Annotated in this window: 16 protein-coding genes; 7 read left to right on the forward strand and 9 right to left on the reverse strand. The window is 68.6% G+C overall.

The genetic code is table 11. From position 1 onward, the window contains the following. The first annotated feature begins 8 nt into the window (after positions 1-8). The 7 genes from MEBOL_RS39225 (at position 9) to MEBOL_RS39255 (ending at position 5879) form a co-directional block, all read left to right on the forward strand. Positions 9-566: a hypothetical protein gene (locus MEBOL_RS39225; RefSeq protein ID WP_157823943.1), complete on the forward strand. Its 558-nt coding sequence runs from the start codon at positions 9-11 to the stop codon at positions 564-566. Further along, positions 563-952: a hypothetical protein gene (locus MEBOL_RS39230; RefSeq protein WP_095982204.1), complete on the forward strand. Its 390-nt coding sequence runs from the start codon at positions 563-565 to the stop codon at positions 950-952. The genes MEBOL_RS39225 and MEBOL_RS39230 overlap by 4 nt, the downstream gene beginning before the upstream one ends. 42 nt (positions 953-994) lie before the next feature. Further along, a complete protein-coding gene (locus tag MEBOL_RS39235) occupies positions 995-1552 on the forward strand; it encodes a hypothetical protein (RefSeq protein WP_095982205.1) in 558 nt (185 codons plus the stop codon). Continuing rightward, positions 1549-1938 carry an SRPBCC family protein gene (locus MEBOL_RS39240; RefSeq protein WP_095982206.1) on the forward strand — a complete coding sequence of 130 codons (390 nt, stop codon included), beginning with the start codon at positions 1549-1551 and terminating at the stop codon, positions 1936-1938. Before MEBOL_RS39235 ends, MEBOL_RS39240 begins: the two co-directional genes overlap by 4 nt. Before the next feature lie 88 nt (positions 1939-2026). After that, a complete protein-coding gene (hutU, locus tag MEBOL_RS39245) occupies positions 2027-3682 on the forward strand; it encodes a urocanate hydratase (RefSeq protein WP_095982207.1) in 1656 nt (551 codons plus the stop codon). A gap of 4 nt (positions 3683-3686) precedes the next feature. Further along, positions 3687-4952 (forward strand): imidazolonepropionase, encoded by a 1266-nt coding sequence (gene hutI / locus MEBOL_RS39250; RefSeq protein WP_095982208.1) that lies wholly within the window; start codon positions 3687-3689, stop codon positions 4950-4952. 72 nt (positions 4953-5024) lie between these two features. Beyond that, on the forward strand, positions 5025-5879 hold the full coding sequence (locus tag MEBOL_RS39255) for a class II glutamine amidotransferase (RefSeq protein WP_095982209.1): 855 nt from the start codon (positions 5025-5027) through the stop codon (positions 5877-5879). A 7-nt stretch (positions 5880-5886) separates the two neighbouring features. Here the strand turns inward: MEBOL_RS39255 and MEBOL_RS39260 are convergent, their stop codons facing one another. The 9 genes from MEBOL_RS39260 to ftsH form a co-directional block, all read right to left on the reverse strand. Then, entirely contained in the window at positions 5887-6618 is a 732-nt protein-coding gene (locus tag MEBOL_RS39260) for a ceramidase domain-containing protein (RefSeq protein WP_095982210.1), read from the reverse strand. Between the two features lie 19 nt (positions 6619-6637). After that, positions 6638-7051, reverse strand: coding sequence for a hypothetical protein (locus MEBOL_RS39265; RefSeq protein ID WP_218920858.1), 414 nt, complete (start codon positions 7049-7051; stop codon positions 6638-6640). Between the two features lie 111 nt (positions 7052-7162). Next, positions 7163-7648, reverse strand: coding sequence for a tRNA (adenosine(37)-N6)-threonylcarbamoyltransferase complex ATPase subunit type 1 TsaE (gene tsaE / locus MEBOL_RS39270; protein WP_179956357.1), 486 nt, complete (start codon positions 7646-7648; stop codon positions 7163-7165). Continuing rightward, positions 7645-9177: an NAD(P)H-hydrate dehydratase gene (locus tag MEBOL_RS39275; protein ID WP_095982212.1), complete on the reverse strand. Its 1533-nt coding sequence runs from the start codon at positions 9175-9177 to the stop codon at positions 7645-7647. Before MEBOL_RS39275 ends, tsaE begins: the two co-directional genes overlap by 4 nt. Before the next feature lie 3 nt (positions 9178-9180). Beyond that, entirely contained in the window at positions 9181-9558 is a 378-nt protein-coding gene (gene acpS, locus MEBOL_RS39280; protein ID WP_095982213.1) for a holo-ACP synthase, read from the reverse strand. Between the two features lie 11 nt (positions 9559-9569). After that, positions 9570-10295, reverse strand: coding sequence for a pyridoxine 5'-phosphate synthase (locus MEBOL_RS39285; RefSeq protein ID WP_095982214.1), 726 nt, complete (start codon positions 10293-10295; stop codon positions 9570-9572). 89 nt (positions 10296-10384) lie between these two features. Beyond that, a complete protein-coding gene (glmM, locus tag MEBOL_RS39290) occupies positions 10385-11779 on the reverse strand; it encodes a phosphoglucosamine mutase (RefSeq protein WP_095982215.1) in 1395 nt (464 codons plus the stop codon). A 159-nt stretch (positions 11780-11938) separates the two neighbouring features. After that, positions 11939-13186, reverse strand: a complete 1248-nt coding sequence (folP, locus tag MEBOL_RS39295) for a dihydropteroate synthase (RefSeq protein WP_095982216.1) — start codon at positions 13184-13186, stop codon at positions 11939-11941. Positions 13187-13251: 65 nt separating this feature from the next. Next, positions 13252-15171 (reverse strand): ATP-dependent zinc metalloprotease FtsH, encoded by a 1920-nt coding sequence (gene ftsH, locus MEBOL_RS39300; RefSeq protein ID WP_095982217.1) that lies wholly within the window; start codon positions 15169-15171, stop codon positions 13252-13254. Positions 15172-15210 lie beyond the last annotated feature (39 nt).

Here is a 15210-nt window from a genome sequence, read left to right on the forward strand (position 1 = left end):
GCCCCACCATGAGGGGCACGACTCACACCGGACGAGGGCACCTCACCGTCCTGCTGCTCCTTCTCTGTCTGTTGCCCACTCGGGCACTCGGCCATCCGGCGCCCGGAGACGACTCCATCAAGGCGCGGCTCAAGGCCTGCGTCCTGGCGGGCGACCTGGCCTGCGTCGTCGATCAGTACCTGCTGCTCAAGGACATCGGCCGGGCCCCGGGTTGGCTGGTGGCGTTCCAGGGCGCCTTCGCCACCGCCAACCGCAAGGCCGGTGAATGCGAGAAGGTCGCGAAACTCATCCACGAGGGGTTGACCCGGCTCGGCCAACGCCCGGAATACCTGCGCTTCACGATCAACGGGCCCAGGAAGGTCATGGGCTTCGATGAGTTCTCACACGGGGTGCTAACCAAAACCCATCAACTCTCCACGACGGGCCACCACGTCGCCATTCGCCTGGGGGACAAGCTCATCGATGCCTATACTGGACCCGCTGGACTCCCCTTTCATGAGTACATGGCGCGACTCAGTGTCACTCCAGGCGCCAAGATCGTGCACGAGGTCATACAAAGCCCATGACCGATAAACGAGTCGTCAAGGAGGAGCCCATTCCCGAGGAGTGGCGCAACCGTCAGGTGGGTCTCCTGGATGCGCTTCTCTACGCACGGCAACAACTGCTCAAGAAGCGCGGGCTTTGGTTCGTGACAGGCTTCGACACGATCGAATCCCTTGTTTCGTTCATCGCCGGGTGGGCGTCCAACACCCAGTTCAACCAGGGGAGCGATCCAGAATGGGAGGAATTCTGGGATTGGCTTCGGGACGTGAAAAAGGAGATGCCCCCCGAGGGCTGGCACGTGAAGTACCTGAGGGACTGTGATGGCGACCATGAGCGAGCGGCCTTGAAGTTCCTCGACTTCGTCCAGGAATTCATCGAATTGCGGAGGCGTCCTTCCGCTCAGTCCTGAATCCGAGGCACCTTGAACGGGCATTTCCACGACCCTTCCGCCATGGGAACCACGACCCACACTGGACGAGGACGCATCACCGCCTTCCTGCTCCTCTTCTGTCTGTTGCCCACTCGGGCACTCGGCCATCCGGCGCCCGGAGACGACTCCATCAAGGCGCGGCTCAAGGCCTGCGTCCTGGCGGGCGACCTGGCCTGCGTCGTCGATCAGTACCTGCTGCTCAAGGACATCGGCCGGGCCCCGGGTTGGCTGGTGGCGTTCCAGGGCGCCTTCGCCACCGCCAACCGCAAGGCCGGTGAATGCGAGAAGGTCGCGAAACTCATCCACGAGGGGTTGACCCGGCTCGGCCAACGCCCTGAGTACCTGCGCTTCACGGTCCAGGGGGATGTGCGGCTATTGGGATTCAATGAGATCTCAAACGGTGTTCTCGTCAAAAGCCATCAACTCGCGACCGCGGGCAATCATTGGGCCGTGAAGTTGGGAGACAAGGTCATTGATGCCTATACGGGTTTCGGTGGCCTTCCCCTCGCTGATTACGTGGCGCGTCTCACCACGGCCTCGACGAGTCATGTGGTCTACGAGGTAATTCCAGCGTTATGAGTGAGAAAAAGATCGTCAAGGTGGAACCTCTTCCCGAGGAGTGGCGTGGGCGTGAAGTGGGACTGATGGATGTCCTGATCTACGCGCGGAAACGAATTCGCGAGAGGCGAGGGCTCTGGTCCATCACGGGCCTCGACACGGTCGACTCGCTCCTCGCCTTCACGATCGGCTGGGCGTCCAACACCCAATTCAATGGCGCCACGGATCCTGAATGGTGCGACTTCCAGGATTGGCTTCGCGATGTGAAGCATGAAGCGCCCCCCGAGGGCTGGCACGTGAAGTACCTGAGGGACTGTGATGGCGACCATGAGCGAGCGGCCTTGAAGTTCCTCGACTTCGTCCAGGAATTCATCGAATTGCGGAGGCGTCCTTCCGCTCAGTCCTGAACGGCCGCCGAACCGGGCCGTTCCAGGCGGGCATCCCTCCGCTCCATCGGCTAGTCTCCGAGGGGCGAAACACCTCCGAGGAAACACCATGTCCCGCACCATTCGTGCCCCTCGTGGCGGCGCCCTCTCCTGCAAGGGGTGGGTCCAGGAAGCCGCCCTCCGGATGCTGATGAACAACCTGGATCCGGACGTGGCCGAGCGCCCCGAGGATCTCGTCGTCTACGGCGGCATCGGCAAGGCCGCCCGCGACTGGCCGTCGTTCGACCGCATCATCGAGAGCCTCCAGCGCCTCAACGACGACGAGACCCTGCTCGTACAGTCCGGCAAGCCCGTGGGCATCCTGCGCACCCATCCGGATGCCCCCCGCGTCCTCATCGCCAACTCCAACCTCGTGGGCAACTGGGCCAACTGGGACCACTTCTTCGAGCTCGAGAAGAAGGGGCTGATGATGTACGGCCAGATGACGGCCGGGTCGTGGATCTACATCGGCACCCAGGGCATCCTCCAGGGTACCTACGAGACCTTCGCCCAGGCGGGCCGTGTCCACTTCGGCTCGGATGACCTGTCCGGCCGGCTCGTGCTGTCCGGTGGCCTCGGCGGCATGGGAGGCGCCCAGCCCCTGGCCGCCACCATGAACAACGCCGTCTTCCTCGGCGTGGAGATCGACCGCACGCGCGCCCAGCGCCGCGTGGAGACGCGCTACCTGGACGTCGTCGCCAAGGACCTGGACGAGGCGCTCGCGCTCGTGAAGGAGGCCCAGGACAAGCGCCAGGGCCGCTCCATCGCCGTCATCGGCAACGCCGCCCAGGTGTACCGCGAGCTGTACCGGCGGGGCATCAAGCCGGACCTGGTGACCGACCAGACGAGCGCGCATGATCCGCTCAACGGCTACATCCCCACGGATCTGTCCCTGGAGGCGGCGGCCGAGCTGCGCCAGCGCGACCCCAAGGGCTACGTGGAGCGGGCGCGCCAGTCCATGGCCACCCAGGTGCAGGCGATGCTCGACTTCGCGCGCGCGGGCAGCCACGTGTTCGACTACGGCAACAACATCCGCGCCCAGGCGCAGCTGGCCGGGCTGGAGAACGCCTTCGACTTCCCCGGCTTCGTGCCGGCCTACATCCGCCCGCTCTTCTGCGAGGGCATGGGCCCCTTCCGTTGGGTGGCGCTCTCGGGGGACCCCGAGGACATCCGCCGCACGGACGAGGCGGTGCTGGAGCTCTTCCCGGAGAAGGCCTCCCTGCGCCGCTGGCTCACGCTCGCGCGCGAGCGCGTGGCCTTCCAGGGGCTGCCCGCGCGCATCTGCTGGCTGGGCTATGGCGAGCGCCACAAGGCGGGCCTGCGCTTCAACGAGATGGTGCGCAAGGGCGAACTCAAGGCCCCCATCGTCATCGGGCGCGATCACCTGGACTGCGGCTCGGTGGCCTCGCCCAACCGCGAGACGGAGGCCATGAAGGACGGCACCGACGCGGTGGCCGACTGGCCCATCCTCAACGCGCTGGTGAACGCGGTGAATGGCGCCTCGTGGGTGTCCTTCCACCATGGTGGCGGCGTGGGCATGGGCTACTCGCTGCATGCCGGCCAGGTCATCGTCGCGGATGGAACGCCCGAGGCCGCGCGGCGCATCGAGCGCGTGCTCACCTCCGATCCCGCAATGGGCGTGCTGCGCCACGCGGACGCGGGCTACCCCGAGGCGTGGGAAGCGGCGAAGAGCCGCGGCGTGCGCATCCCCGGCATCACCGAGTGACGCGATGGAAACCCTGGAGCTGCTCATCCGCAACACGTCCGAGGTGCTCACCGTGGAGGGCTCGCCCCAGCAGCCCGCGGAACAAGCCCTCACGCCCCAACCCAACGCCTGCGTCGGCGTGCGCCGGGGCAAGGTCTGGTACGTGGGTTCCGAGGGAGCCCTGCCGCCGGGCGCGGTGGGCCCCTCCACCCGGGTGCTGGACGCCCATGGCCAGTTCGTGGGCCCGGGCTTCGTGGACCCCCACACCCATGCCGTCTTCGCGGGCGAGCGCGCGGCGGAGTTCGACCTGCGCTGCCAGGGCGCCACCTACCTGCAGATCGCCCAGGCGGGGGGCGGCATCGTCAACACCGTGCGCGCCACCCGCTTCGCCAGCGAGGAGGATCTCATCCGGCTCGCCCTGCCCCGGCTGCAGTTGATGCTCGAGTACGGCGTGACGACCGCCGAGGTGAAGAGCGGCTATGGGCTGTCGCTCCAGGACGAGCTGAAGATGCTCCGGGTGGTGCAGCGGCTCTCGGCGCTCCAGCCCGTGGAGCTGGTGCCCACGCTCATGTGCGCGCACGCCGTCCCCGAGGAGTACCGCGAGTGGCGCGAGCCCTACCTGGACCTGTGCATCCAGGAGATCATCCCCGCGGTGGCCGAGCAGGGCCTCGCGCGCTTCTGCGACGTCTTCGTCGAGCAGGGGGCCTTCACGCCCTCCGAGGCCCGCCGAGTGCTCGGAGCCGCCCAGAAGCGGGGGCTCAGGCCCCGGCTGCACGTGGACCAGCTGACGAGCGGGGGCGGCGCGGAGCTGGCGGCGGAGCTGGGCGCGGCCACCGCGGACCACCTGGAACACGTGAGCGACGCGGGCATCCAGGCCCTGGCCCAGGCGGGCGTCACGGCCGTCCTGGTGCCCACCTCCACCCTCTTCCTCCGGGTGCGCCCCTATGCCCCGGGACGCAAGCTGCGCGATGCCGGCGTCAACGTGGCGCTCGGCACCAACCTCAACCCCGGCTCCGGCATGAGTGAGAACCTGCCCCTGGCCCTGGGGCTCGCCTGCCTGGAGAACGGGCTGACGGCCGCCGAGGCCTATTGGGCGGCCACCCGGGGCGCCGCCCTCGCGCTTGGTTTGAATACATACGGCCGAATCACCGTGGGAGACCCGGCCAACCTTGTCATCTTTTCGTGTTCCAACTACCGCCACCTTCCCTATCATCTAGGAATCAATCATGCGCGGATCGTCATCAAGGATGGCCACGTGGTGATAGAACAGGAGAAGGCCCTATGTGCGTGATTTCGAGCGCACAAGGGGCGCTTTAAGGAACTTCCCAGTTGGGCCGGCCGTTAGCATCAAACAAGCAAGACTATGTGCCGCCTCTTTGGTTTTCGCTCATCGGTTCCGACCGCCGTTCACCCCTCCCTCGTGACGGAGAAGAACTCGCTTCTCCAGCAGTCGAGGGAGCACAAGGACGGCTGGGGCATTGCCGCCTACCCGGTAGGCGACAGCCCCTCCGTCGCGCACGGGCTGGGCCCGGCGCACTGTGATCCGGACTTCGAGCGGGTGAGCAGTCAGGTGTCTTCCCGCACGGTGGTCGCGCACATCCGCCTGGCCTCGGTGGGGAGCGTGGAGCGGTGCAACGCCCACCCCTTCACCCATGGCCGGTGGTGTTTCGTCCACAACGGCACACTCAAGAACTTCGCGTTGCACCAGAAGAGCCTGGAAGGGCTCATCCGCGAGGACTTGCGCGTGCGCATCCAGGGCGCCACGGACTCCGAGCGCTGCTTCTATCTCTTCCTCACCCGGTTGTCGGAGCAGAGGCAGTGCCTGGTGGGCCCGGCGTGCGTGGAGAAGGTCGCGCGAGCCCTGGCGGAGACCATGGGCCTGGTGGCGGCCATCACGGACATGCCGGGGCAGGATGGCTCGTCCATGAACTTCCTCGTGACGAATGGGGACGTGATGGTGGCCACGCGGCGCAACCGCACCCTCTTCCTGTCGGACACCGCGCCCGAGACGGGCCGGTGCGCCCACCGGGCGAACGCGGGTCCGCCCCGGCCAGGCACCCGGTTGGAGCAGTTCGTGCTCGCCAGCGAGCGGCTGTCGGGCGAGGACCACTGGCACCAGGTGGGCGAGGACGAGATCATCGGCGTGGACAACAACCTCGTCTTCCATCAGTGGAAGGTGCAGGAGCTGTACGCTCGGGCCCTGAGCGGGCCTCCCTGAGCGGGCCTCAAGGACTCGGAAGACCCCGCTGCTCCACCCGCGCGTAGTGTCGAGCGGCGAAGAGCAGCGCGAGCGCGCTCAAGACGTGCCAGACCGCGTGCCCCTGGAGCCAGTGGTTGTCGGGCTCGCACCAGCGCCGGGTCACGTCCGCCACCGAGCAGACGATCGCCACGGCCATCAACCCCACCGCCCACTCGAAGTCCCGACCCTGGCGCCTCGCGTTGGCGCGCTGGAACAGCCGGATCTCCGTGCCGATGACCACCAGGACCGCGGCCAGGACGACGAACTGGTACGGCACGCGGACGGCGCGCATCACCGGAATCAGCAGCGTGCACCCCACCGTCAGGCCCACGTGAAGGGGGAGCACCCGCGCCTCGGGCACCAGGCCCAGCCGGTGCAGGTTCAACGCGACGAGCAGGAAGACGAGCACGTACATGCCCACGAAATCCATCAACTGGGTGCCGAAGTTGTTCGTCGCGTGGAAGGCGAAGGAGGCCACCGCCACGAACAGCGTCGTCCAGGCGAAGCGACCCAAGGCCCGATTGCGGCTGGAAACCCATCCGCGCAGACACACCAGCGCCACCACGACATAGGCCAGGTTGGACCACGCGTTCGCGGGCTCGTTCACCCAGGAGCACAGCGTGGCCTCGCACCACTTCACGTTCGGTTCGCCCCAGGCGACGCGCAGTTCCCACCAGGGGCAGCCGGGGGCGAACAACCGCTCGACGACAGTGTCCATCCCCCGACTCTAGATCTGCCTACCGGGGTGGAGGGGTCTCGCTTGGCGTGCCCCAACGGGCCACCGTGACGGACACCGTCATGTCACCGTCCACGGAGAAGGTCCGGCGTGGCATCGGCTCGCCCTGAAGCGACAGCTCGGGCGTCCACCCCTCCTCCCGCCGCAACTCGTAGGACACCTCCGCGCCCACCGCGAGGCGCACCAGGCCCGTGTAGTGCCCATCCACGCCCCGGCGCAGATGGAAGCCGGGCGCCTTGTCCTCGCCGAGCGCCGCGGCCGAGCCCACCACGTTGATGGTGGCGCTGGCGGGTGTGTCGGAGGGGACCGTCACATCGAAGGTGACGCTGGCGTGGGGCACCACGGTGGGGGCGGGCTCGAAGGCGCCACATCCCAGCACCGCACTGGCGAGCGGGATGAGCGAAAACCACTTCATGGCGTGGGAGCGGCTCATGGGCGGCAGGATACGCTCCCTCGCGGGCCTTACCCCTCCTCGCGCTCCAGAATGTTCTCCCGCGGAAGCGCGGGGCCTCCCGGTGTCGGACACTCACCGATTCTCGGGCAGCCAGGCATCCAGCAACTCGGTGGGCCGCTCTCCCCAGGCCTCGGCCACGAGTTCCCGCGCGTCCTCTCCCACCTCTCGCAGGGTGAGGCGCAAGAAGGCCCGGGGCGCGGCCTCGGGAATCTTGTCCAGCCACTCCACCAGCAGCGCGCCATCGCCCCCCACCAGGTCCAGGAAGCCCGTGGCGTACAGCTCGTCGTAGTCGGCCAGCCGGTAGAGGTCCGCGTGGTAGAGCGGAATCCGGCCCCGGTAGGGGTAGACGATGGCGAAGGTGGGGCTGGCCACCTCCGCGCGAGCCACCTCCGCGCCCTCGGCCACGCCGCGCACCAGGTGCGTCTTGCCCGCGCCCAGGTCCCCCACCAGCCCCACGAAATCGCCCGGCTGGAGCAGTCTCCCGAGCCGCACTCCCCACGCATGGGTCTCCTCGGGAGAGGAGGAACGCACCATCCGCACTCGGGTGGGCGCGCTCATCGGTCCCACCGCGTCCACACCTGGCACAACCCCTTCGCCACGTCCGTGGCGATGAGCCCCATCATCCCGCGCCGGGCCACCATCAGATCTCCCGACAACCCATGGGCGAACACGGCCGTCCACGCGGCCTCGGGAAGCTTCAGGCCTTGCGCCAACAGCGCACCCACGACGCCGCTCAACACGTCACCGGTCCCCCCGGTGGACATGCCCGGGTTGCCCGTGGGGTTCACGTACACCGTGCCCTCGGCGTGCGCGATGAGCGTACGAGCCCCCTTGAGCACGAGCGTCACGCCATGCGTCCGCGCGAAGTCCCGCGCCACCTTCACCCGCTCCTTCTGCAGCGCCTTCGTGGACACGCCCGCCAACCGCGACATTTCCCCCGGGTGGGGCGTGAGCACCAGCGGGCCCTTCGCCCGGCGCAGGATGGACAGGTCCGTGGACACGGCGTTGAGCGCGTCCGCGTCGAGCACCGCGGGCGCCTCGATGCGCGAGAGCAGCTCGCCCAGCAAGGTCGCCGTCTCCTCGCCCCGGGGAATGCCCGGGCCCACGACGAGCACGTCCTTACCCTCGGCCGCCGCCAGCAGGGGCTCCAGGTCCGCGAGCCCCAGCGGCCCCGGAGACTCCAGCGGCCAGCCCATCACCTCGGGAGCGTGGCCGAGCACCGACTCCACCACCGCCGCGCGCGTGGCCACCGTGACGAGCCCCGCCCCACCCCGCAGCGCCCCCAGGGCGGACAGGGCCGCCGCTCCGGACTTGCCCGGGCTGCCCGCCACCACCAGCACGTGTCCGTAGGTGCCCTTGTGCGTGTCCGAGCGCCGGGGCGCGATGGCTCCCCGCGCGTCCGCCTCCTCGACGAACAGCAACTCCTGGCCCTCCCGCTCCTCCACGGCCTGGGCGGGCAGCCCGATGTCCACGCACCGCACGTCGCCACACAGGGAGGCCCCGGGCTCCAGCACCTGCCCCGGCTTGAGGAAGCCGAAGCTCACGGTGATGTCCGCCTCCACGCATGGCTCGAAGGGCTCGGCCGAGTCCGTGTGCAACCCCGAGGGCAGATCCGCCGCCACCACCTTCGCGCCCGCTTCCCGCCAGCGCCGCAGGTGCTGGATCGCCTCGGCGAACTCCCCCGTGGGAGCCCGGGTGAGCCCCGTGCCGAAGAGCGCGTCCACCACCACGTCCCCGGGCCGCGGCGCCTCCAGCGCGCCGAGCGCCTGGGGCTCGAGGCCCGAGGGGCCCAGGGCGAGCAGGTTGCGCTGGAAACCGGAAGTCCGCTTCTCCGAGGGGCCCACGAGCACGAGCGTCACGCGCCGGCCCCGAGCGAGGAGGAAGCGCGCCGCCACCAACCCGTCGCCCCCGTTGTTGCCCGGCCCGCAGACGACGACGAAGCGCGCCTCCGGCCCGCCCAGGGCGTGCGCCACCTCCGCCAGCTCCCGGCCCGCGTTCTCCATCAACAGGGAGGACGGCATACCGTGGTGGGACTCGGCGGACCGCTCGGCCGCGCGCATCCGGTCCGCGGTGAGAACACGGCGCATGGTTCAGCTCCTCTCCTGTAGGACGACCGTCGCGGCGGCGACGCCCGCGTCATGGGTGAGCGCGAGGAAGGCCTCCGCGCGCCGCTTCTCCATCTCCACGAGCGCCACGCCCGAGAAGCGGAAGCGCGGGGGGCCGCCCTCGCGCACCACTTCCATGTCATGCCAGGAGAGGCCCGGCGGCGCGCCCAGCGCCTTGACCAGGGCTTCCTTGGCGGCGAAGCGCGCGGCGTAGGCATTGGCCGCGTCCGAGCGGGCCGCGCAGTACTCCCGCTCGGCGGGCGTGTACACCCGCGCGAGGAAACGCTCGGCGCGGGGCCCGTCCAGGATGCGCTGGATGCGCGCCACCGAGCAGATGTCCAACCCCAGGCCGATGATCGCCATGGCGCGAAGGGTTAGCCCGGGTTGCGCATCAACTCCAGCATCTCTCGCACCGCCCGCTCGAAACCCACCAACACCGCCCGCCCGACGATGGCGTGGCCGATGTTCAGCTCGTCGATCTCCTGGATGCGCGCGATGGCCTGCACGTTGTCGTAGTTGAGTCCGTGGCCCGCGGCCACGCCCATGCCCAGCCGGGCGCCCGCCTTCGCCGCGTCGAGGATGCGGCTCAGCTCGCGCTCGCGCTCCCGGTCGTTGCGCGCCTCGCAGTAGCGCCCGGTGTGCAGCTCGAGCCGGTCCGCGTTCACCTTGTGCGACGCGCGCACCTGATCCAGGTCCGGATCGATGAACAGCGAGACAGTGATCTCCCCGTCCTTGAGGTTCTTGATGATCTTCGCGAGCCCGTCACGCTGGCCATTCACGTCCAGCCCGCCCTCGGTGGTGAGCTCCTCGCGCCGCTCGGGCACCAGCGTCACCACATCCGGCTTGTGCTCGTAGGCGATCTTCACCATGTCCTGGGTGGCCGCCATCTCCAGGTTGAGCAGCGTCTGGACCGTCTGGCGCAGGATGCGCAGATCGCGCTCCTGGATGTGCCGCCGGTCCTCCCTCAAGTGGATGGTGATCTGCCCGGCGCCCGCCAGCTCCGCGAAGGCGGCGGCCGTCACCGGATCCGGATACGCGGTCCGCCGCGCCTGCCGCAGCGTCGCCACGTGATCCACGTTCACACCCAATCGCTGTCCCATGTCGGCCGCTCCCTCGCGAACACTCCGGGAGGAAGCCCCTCAGGGGGCCCCTCCCGCGCGCCCTTCTATTCGCGGCCTGGGACTGGATGTCAACCGTTGAGCGCTTGGGTGAGCGCGTCGGCGATCTGCCGGGCGTACTGCTCGTTGCGCGCGGCGTCGGTGCCCTCGATGAGGACGCGGGCCTTGGGCTCGGTGCCGGAGAAGCGCACGAGCACCCGGCCCTCCTTGCCCAGCTTCTTCTCCACGTCCTGGATGGCGCGCATCACCGTGGGCAGCTCGCCCAGCTCGCGCTTCTGCTTGATGACCACGTTGAGCAGCGTCTGGGGCACCGGCTGGAAGATGGAGGCCAGCTCGCTCACCGGCTTCTGCTGGCGGCACATGACCGCGAGGAGCTGGAGCGCCGCCAGGGTGCCATCGCCCGTGGTGGTGTGATCGGAGAAGATGAGGTGGCCGCTCTGCTCGCCGCCCAGGTTGTAGCCGTTCTTGCGCATCTCCTCGACGACGTAGCGATCACCCACCTTGGTGCGCACCACCTTGACGCCGTAGTTGGCCACCGCGCGCTCCAGGCCGATGTTGCTCATCACCGTGGACACGAGCGTCTTCTTCTTGAGCTCCTTGCGGGTGACGAGCTCCCCGGTGCAGATGGCCATGATGGCGTCGCCATCCACGACCTTGCCCTTCTCGTCCACGACGATGAGGCGGTCCGCGTCGCCGTCCAGCGCGATGCCCAGGTTCGCCCCGTTCTTGAGCACGCACTTGGAGAGGTTCTCCGGGTGCAGCGCGCCGCACTTGTGATTGATGTTCTTGCCGTCCGGCTGCACGCCCAGGGTGATGACCTTGGCGCCCAGCTCCTCGAGCACCGCGGGGGCCGTCTTGTAGGCCGCGCCGTTGGCGCAATCGACGACCACCGTGAGCCCCTCGAGCGTCAGCTCCCGCGGGAAGGTCGTCTTGAGGAAGACGATGTAGCGGCCGCGCGCGTCCTCCAGGCGGAAGGCCCGGCCAATCTTCGTGGCCGTGGGGCGGATGGAGTCGATGGCGCCGCTGGCCACCAGCTCCTCGATCTTCGCCTCCGTCTCATCCGGCAGCTTGAAGCCGTCGCGCCAGAAGAACTTGATGCCGTTGTCCTGGTAGGGGTTGTGCGAGGCGGAGATGACCGCGCCCGCGTCCGCGCGCATGGAGGTGGTGAGATTGGCGATGCCCGGCGTGGGCAGCGGCCCCACCAGGTCCACATCCACCCCCATGGAGATGAGGCCCGCGGCGAGCGCCTGCTCGAGCATGTAGCCGGACAGCCGCGTGTCCTTGCCGATGATGACCCGGTGCCGGTGCGGTCCGTTGCGGATGAGATGCGCGAGCGCACGTCCCAACTGCATCGCGACTTCCGCCGTCATCGGATAGACGTTGGCAACACCCCGGACTCCGTCCGTGCCGAAAAGCCGCTGCGACGCCCGCTCTTCCTTGGGGGGCATGTTCATCCTGTACGCCATAAAAGTTCCGCTCCACCTTTCCCTGGCCGGCCACGAGACCGGCCCGCCGACGCCAGAGGGCTTATACCGTGCCCTCCACAGCGCCCGAAGTTAGGGAGCGGAAGTCCCCTGGACAAGCGTGCGGCCGGACAACGGGCACTTGTCCTCCAGTGGGTCGGTTCACGTCCCACCTTGTCGCCCATAGAGGGTACCGCCCTCCAGCGCGTCTCGCAGGGCATCGGCCACGGCGAGGGCATCCCGCGTCTCGGCCACGTCGTGGACACGGATGATGTCGGCGGCTCCCGTGGCCGCCAGGGCGGCGACCGAACCCAGCGAGGCCGCCAACCGTTCCTCGACGGGCCGCCCGCCCGTGAGCTTGCCGAGGAAGCCCTTGCGGCTGGTGCCCACCAGCACGGGCAGTCCCAGGACGCGCAACTCACCCAGGCGCCGCAAGAGGAAGAGGTTGTGCCCGAGCGTCTTGCCAAAGCCGATGCCCGGGTCCACCAGGAGCCGTTCGTGTGCCACGCCCGCGGCCAGCGCGCGCGCCACGCGCTCCTCCAGGAAGGCCAGCACCTCGTCCACCACGTCCTCGTAGTGGGGCTCGCGCTGCATCGTCTCGGGAGTGCCCTGGATGTGCATCAGACAGCACGCCGCGCCCGCCTCGGCGACCACGGAGAGCAACGCCGGATCGAAGAGCCCACCGCTGATGTCGTTGATGAGCACCGCCCCCGCCGCGAGCGTCTCGCGCGCCACCGCCGCCAGGGTGGTGTCCACGGACAGGGGCACGTCGGTGCGCGCCCGCAGGCCCGCGATGACGGGGAGCAGACGGGCCAGTTGCATCTCGGCGGGAACGGGAAGCGCCCCCGGCCGGGTGGACTCGGCGCCCAGGTCCAACAGGTCCGCTCCCGCCTCGGCGAGCCGCAGTCCGTGAGCCACGGCGGCCTCGGTGCCGAGATAGCGCCCTCCATCCGAGAAGCTGTCCGGAGTCACGTTCACCACGCCCATGACGTGGGTGCGCGCCCCGAAGGTCAGGGTGCGTCCGCCCAGGGCCAGGGGAGCCGGAGCACGCGAGGCCTCCCACACCCGTGCGAGCGCCTCGGCCAGCCCGGCCTGCTCCGGCAACTCCCGCGCGCGCGCCACCACCCGCTCGAATTGCTCCTTGCGCCCGGAGAGCAGCCCGGTACCGGGACGCGAGCGCTGATCTCCCGCCACCCACGCGGGGTACTCCTCGCGCCCGGGGTCCGCGCAGTTCGCGAAAAGGTCGGCGAGGAAGCGGCCCTGCTCGCGCGCCAGCCCCGTGAGCAGCACGTGCAGCAAGGGCATCTTCTCCAGCAGGTACTCGCGCGCGGGCGTGGGCAGGCCCAGCCGGAGGAAGGCCGGGGCGAGGTCGGCGGAGCGGTCGAGGCGAACGGGTCGGGCGCGGATCATGGGGAAAAGAAGGGCCCTCTCCACACGCGGTGGAGAGGGCCCGGGTTCTACCAGTCAGCCGAGGCCTAGGCCTTGTTCGGCTCCATGTTGGGGATGCCCTCGAGCGCATCGAGGATCTTCCGCTTGTCCTTCTTCTCGGTGGACTTGGAAGGAGGGGCCACGACGCGAGGAGGCGGCCGCTCGCGGGTGAGCTGTCCACCCTGCAGGAGGATGTTCACGTCCTCGGCGTCGAGCGTCTCGTACTCCACCAGGGCGTCCGTCACGCGCTTGAGACCCTCGAGGTTCTCGGTGAGCACCGCCTTGCCCTTGGCGTAGCAGCTCATGACGATGTCGCGCACCTCGGCGTCGATCTGCCGCGCCGTGTCCTCGGAGTAATCCTTGGACGAGTTGATGTCGCGGCCGAGGAACACCTCGCCATCGCTCTTGCCGAAGGCCAGGGGGCCCATCTTCTCGCTCATGCCCCAGCGGCACACCATGGCGCGCGCCGTCTCCGTGGCGCGCTCGATGTCGTTGGAAGCGCCCGAGCTCATCTCGTTGAACATGAGCTCCTCGGCGATACGGCCGCCCATGGCCATGGCGATCTGATCGAGGATCTGCTTCTTGTAGCCGTTGACCTTGTCCTCGGTGGGCAGGCTCCAGGTGAGACCCAGGGCCTGGCCGCGCGGGATGATGGTGACCTTGTGGAGCGGGTCGCAGCCGGGCAGCAGCTTGGCGATGATGGCGTGACCGGCCTCGTGCACGGCCGTGTTCCGCTTCTCCTTCTCGGTCATGATCATGGACTTGCGCTCGGGGCCCATGAAGACCTTGTCCTTGGCGGCCTCGAAGTCACTGAGGTCCACGCGCTCCTTGTTCTGACGGGCGGCCATGAGCGCCGACTCGTTGACCAGGTTCTCCAGGTCCGCGCCGGTCATGCCGGGCGTGCCTCGGGCGATGACCTCCAGGTCCACCTCGGGAGCGAGCGGCACGCGGCGGGTGTGCACCTTGAGCACGCCCAGGCGGCCCTTGAGGTCGGGACGCGGCACCACGATGCGCCGGTCGAAGCGGCCGGGGCGCTGCAGCGCGGGATCCAGCACGTCCGGGCGGTTGGTGGCGGCGATGAGGATGACGCCCTCGTTGGACTCGAAGCCGTCCATCTCCACCAGCAGCTGGTTGAGCGTCTGCTCGCGCTCGTCGTGCCCACCGCCGAGGCCCGCGCCACGGTGACGGCCCACGGCGTCGATCTCGTCGATGAAGATGATGCAGGGGGCGTTCTTCTTGCCCTGCTCGAACAGGTCGCGCACGCGGCTGGCGCCCACGCCCACGAACATCTCCACGAAGTCCGAGCCGGAGATGGAGAAGAAGGGAACCCCCGCCTCACCGGCCACGGCGCGCGCGAGCAGCGTCTTGCCCGTGCCCGGAGGGCCCATCATCAGCACGCCCTTGGGGATGCGGCCACCGAGCTTGGTGAACTTCTTGGGATCCTTGAGGAACGCGACGATCTCCTCGAGCTCCTCCTTGCACTCGTCCGCGCCGGCCACGTCGGCGAAGGTGATCTTGTTGTGGCTCTCGTTGAGCAGCCGCGCCTTGGACTTGCCGAACGTCATGGCCTTGCCGCTACCGCCCTGCAGCTGGCGCATGAAGAAGATGAAGAAGAGGAACAGGAAGACGACGGGCATCCACTGCCCGAGGATGGTGAGCCAGAGGCTGTTCTGCTCCTCGCGCTCGTACTTCACGTCCACGTTGTTCTTGCGCAACTGCTCGAGGATGGCGGCGTCCGGCGCCGGTCCGGTGGTGCGGAACTTCTCCTGGGTGTCGGAGTACACGCCGGTGTACGTGTTGCCCTTGACCGACACGTCGCGGATCTTCTTGTCCTCCACCTTGGCCAGGAATTGGGTGAAGGTCGGTTCCTGCGGCTGATCGCCACCTTGAGAGAAGAAGTTGTAGAAGGCGACGAAGAGGACGATCAGGAGGACCCAGAGGCCGATGGTCTTGTAAGTCGAACGCACGTGTCAGCTGCCCTTTCGGTGCTCGGCTGGATGGAGGGC

It is taken from the genome of Melittangium boletus DSM 14713 (genome assembly GCF_002305855.1).
Classification (GTDB): domain Bacteria; phylum Myxococcota; class Myxococcia; order Myxococcales; family Myxococcaceae; genus Cystobacter; species Cystobacter boletus.

Bases quoted from the DNA above. Each gene is read 5' to 3' on its own strand.
- folP (WP_095982216.1), bottom strand. From the start codon at position 13,186: ATGATCCGCGCCCGACCCGTTCGCCTCGACCGCTCCGCCGACCTCGCC.
- tsaE (WP_179956357.1), bottom strand. From the start codon at position 7,648: ATGAGCGCGCCCACCCGAGTGCGGATGGTGCGTTCCTCCTCTCCCGAG.
- MEBOL_RS39225 (WP_157823943.1), top strand. From the start codon at position 9: ATGAGGGGCACGACTCACACCGGACGAGGGCACCTCACCGTCCTGCTG.
- MEBOL_RS39260 (WP_095982210.1), bottom strand. From the start codon at position 6,618: ATGGACACTGTCGTCGAGCGGTTGTTCGCCCCCGGCTGCCCCTGGTGG.
- glmM (WP_095982215.1), bottom strand. From the start codon at position 11,779: ATGGCGTACAGGATGAACATGCCCCCCAAGGAAGAGCGGGCGTCGCAG.
- MEBOL_RS39255 (WP_095982209.1), top strand. From the start codon at position 5,025: ATGTGCCGCCTCTTTGGTTTTCGCTCATCGGTTCCGACCGCCGTTCAC.
- MEBOL_RS39235 (WP_095982205.1), top strand. From the start codon at position 995: ATGGGAACCACGACCCACACTGGACGAGGACGCATCACCGCCTTCCTG.
- acpS (WP_095982213.1), bottom strand. From the start codon at position 9,558: ATGGCGATCATCGGCCTGGGGTTGGACATCTGCTCGGTGGCGCGCATC.
- MEBOL_RS39275 (WP_095982212.1), bottom strand. From the start codon at position 9,177: ATGCGCCGTGTTCTCACCGCGGACCGGATGCGCGCGGCCGAGCGGTCC.
- hutI (WP_095982208.1), top strand. From the start codon at position 3,687: ATGGAAACCCTGGAGCTGCTCATCCGCAACACGTCCGAGGTGCTCACC.
- MEBOL_RS39265 (WP_218920858.1), bottom strand. From the start codon at position 7,051: ATGAAGTGGTTTTCGCTCATCCCGCTCGCCAGTGCGGTGCTGGGATGT.
- MEBOL_RS39240 (WP_095982206.1), top strand. From the start codon at position 1,549: ATGAGTGAGAAAAAGATCGTCAAGGTGGAACCTCTTCCCGAGGAGTGG.
- MEBOL_RS39285 (WP_095982214.1), bottom strand. From the start codon at position 10,295: ATGGGACAGCGATTGGGTGTGAACGTGGATCACGTGGCGACGCTGCGG.
- hutU (WP_095982207.1), top strand. From the start codon at position 2,027: ATGTCCCGCACCATTCGTGCCCCTCGTGGCGGCGCCCTCTCCTGCAAG.
- MEBOL_RS39230 (WP_095982204.1), top strand. From the start codon at position 563: ATGACCGATAAACGAGTCGTCAAGGAGGAGCCCATTCCCGAGGAGTGG.